Consider the following 2935-nt stretch of genomic DNA (forward strand, 5'->3'; position numbering starts at 1 on the left):
ATGATCGCCGCCAGCGACGCCGGCGGCAGCACGGTGCGCATGGTGCCGATCGACGAGGTGCTGTACTTCGAGGCCGCCGACAAATACCTGCGGGTGCTGACCGCGGACCACGAATACCTGATCCGCACGCCGCTCAAGCAGTTGCTGCCGCAGCTCGATGCGCAGACCTTCTGGCAGGTGCACCGGGCGGTCGTCGTGCGCGCCTCGGCCATCGAGGCGGTGCACCGCGACGAGACCGGCAAGCTCGCCCTCGACCTGCGCGGGCGGCCCGAGCGGATTCCGGTCAGCCGGCTCTACGCCCACCTGTTTCGCGCGATGTGAAATCCGGGCCGATGCGTCGCCCAAAGAAAAAGCCGGTTCCGAAGAACCGGCTTTTTCATTTGCTCACATTCAGCGTGGCATTTCAGCGCCAGTGGCCGTGGCCATGACCGCGGTAGTAGCCGCGACCGTAATAGCGCGGGCCGTAGTAGGCCGGCGGCGCGTAGTACACCGGGGCCGGACGGTAATAGACCGGCGGCGGGCGGTAGTACACCGGCGGCGGCGGGGCGTAGTAGACGGGAGCCGGCGGCGCATAGACCGGTGCCGGGTAGTAGGCGGGGCCGCCCACGCCCACCGCCACGCCGGGGACGCCGACGCCGATGGACCAGCTCACGTCGCCGCGAGCGCTGGCCGAGGTGGCCGCGAACAGGGCACCGGCGGCGACGACGCCTGCGGCGGCCCACTTGAAGAAGGTAGAACGGGTGACGCTCATGATGTTGGACTCCTTGTAGGGAAGGCATTCACTGCCCATGTACGTATTGAACGCGCCAAATGCAAAGTGGTTGCCCGCCGCATTGTGAAGAGCGTTGCCAAAGGTAACCTGAAGATCCCCCAAATTAGAATGCGTCGATGACCTCCCCGACCGACAAAGACGTCGCAAAAACACCCGCCGCACCCAGCAATTTCCTGCGCCACGTGATCGAAAACGACCTCGCCCAGGGCGCCTACACCGGCCGCCGCTGGGGTGGGGCTCCGGGCGATGCCGAACACCACGCCCATGGCATGAACGACCCGGCCCGGGTCCGCCTGCGCTTTCCGCCCGAACCCAACGGCTACCTGCACATCGGCCACGCCAAGAGCATCTGGCTGAATTTCGAGCTGGCGCGCGAATACGGCGGCGTCTGCCACCTGCGCTTCGACGACACCAACCCCGAGAAGGAAGAGCAGGAGTACGTCGACTCGATCCGCGACGCCGTGGAATGGCTCGGCTACGAGACCTACCTGGCCGACCGCCCCAGCGCACCCGGCGTGATGCAGCCGCACGAGTACTTCGCGAGCGACTACTTCGACTTCATGTACCGCGCGGCCGAATACCTGATCGGCGCCGGCCTGGCCTATGTCGACGAGCAATCGGCCGATGAAGTGCGCGCCAACCGCGGCGACTTCGGCAAGCCCGGCACCGACAGCCCGTACCGCAGCCGCAGCCCCGAGGAGAATCTCGCGCGCTTTCGCGAGATGCGCGACGGCAAGCTCGCCGACGGCGCCGCCACCCTGCGCGCCAAGATCGACATGGCGAGCCCCAACATCAACATGCGCGACCCGGCGCTCTACCGCATCCGCCGGGCCACGCACCACAACACCGGCGACAAGTGGTGCATCTACCCGATGTACACCTATGCGCACCCGATCGAGGACGCGCTCGAGCAGATCACCCACAGCATCTGCACGCTCGAGTTCGAGGACCAGCGCCCGTTCTACGACTGGCTGCTCGACCGCCTCGCCGAAGGCGGCCTGATCGCCAGCCCGCATCCGCGCCAGTACGAATTCGCGCGGCTCAACGTGACGCACGTGCTCACCAGCAAGCGCAAGCTGCGCCAGCTGGTGGAGGAAAAGCATGTCGACGGCTGGGACGACCCGCGCATGCCCACGCTGGCCGGCCTGCGCCGCCGCGGCTACACGCCCGAGGCGCTGCGCCTGTTCTGCGAACGCAGCGGCACCACCAAGTCGGGCGGCTGGATCGACTACGCCGCGCTCGAGGCCGCGCTGCGCGACACCCTCGACCCCGTGGCGCCGCGCGCGATGGCGGTGCTCGACCCGGTCAAGCTGGTCATCAGCAACTGGGGTGAACTCATGGGCGGCGACGCTGCGCTCGACGACTGCTCGGCACCGATCCATCCGCACCATCCCGAACTCGGCAAGCGCGCCTTCAAGCTGGGCCGCGAGGTCTGGATCGAGCGCACCGACTACGAGGACGTGCAGCCCAAGGGCTTCTTCCGCCTGTTCCCCGGCAACAAGGTGCGGCTCAAGTACGGCCATGTCATCGAGTGCACCGGCGCCACGCGCGATGCCGAGGGCAAGCTCATCGAGGTGCAGGCAAAGCTGGTGCCCGACACCAAGAGCGGCACCCCGGGCGCCGACGCGATCAAGGTCAAGGGCAACATCACCTGGGTGGCCGTGGCCGATGCGGTGCAGGCCGAGGTGCGGCTCTACGAGCGGCTGTTCTCCGAAGCCAACCCCGGCGGCGGCGAATTGCTCGAGGAGCTCAACCGCCACAGCCTCGAGGTCTGCGCGGCCTATGTCGAGCCCTCGCTCGCCGACGCGAAGCCCGAAGCGGCCTTCCAGTTCGAGCGCCATGGCTACTTCGTGCTCGACGCCAAGGCGGCCGAGGACGGCCGGCGCGTGTTCAACCGCGCGGCGGGCATGCGCGACAGCTGGGGCAAGTAGGCCCCGGCGCTCTTGCCGCACCATGAACCGGGGCTGCGTGCCCCGGTTTTTCATGGTGCTTTCCGACAATCGGGCGCGGGCCATGACGCCACAATGCGGCCCATGTCACGCATCCTTCATGCTCCGCTCTCCGGCCGCCGCACGCTCCTGATCGGCACCGCCGCCCTGCTCGCCCTGCCCGCCACGGCGGCGACCAAAAAGGCCGGTGCCGCCAAGCCCCAGCCGCCCGAAG

The 2935-nt window shown here is 68.0% G+C and carries 3 protein-coding genes; 2 read left to right on the forward strand and 1 reads right to left on the reverse strand.

The features are described 5' to 3' along the window. Positions 1-321 (forward strand): LytTR family DNA-binding domain-containing protein (locus tag AC27VN_RS37675; RefSeq protein ID WP_490879960.1); only part of this gene is annotated, 321 nt, incomplete at its 5' end. An 82-nt stretch (positions 322-403) separates the two neighbouring features. On the opposite strand, the gene AC27VN_RS37680 is transcribed toward AC27VN_RS37675, so the two are convergent. Beyond that, entirely contained in the window at positions 404-751 is a 348-nt protein-coding gene (locus AC27VN_RS37680; protein ID WP_093341198.1) for a hypothetical protein, read from the reverse strand. 137 nt (positions 752-888) lie between these two features. Between AC27VN_RS37680 and AC27VN_RS37685 the strand changes: the two genes are divergently transcribed. After that, positions 889-2703: a glutamine--tRNA ligase/YqeY domain fusion protein gene (locus AC27VN_RS37685; RefSeq protein WP_490879961.1), complete on the forward strand. Its 1815-nt coding sequence runs from the start codon at positions 889-891 to the stop codon at positions 2701-2703. Positions 2704-2935 lie beyond the last annotated feature (232 nt).

The organism is Variovorax sp. 20P10.2.4 (assembly GCF_058244205.1).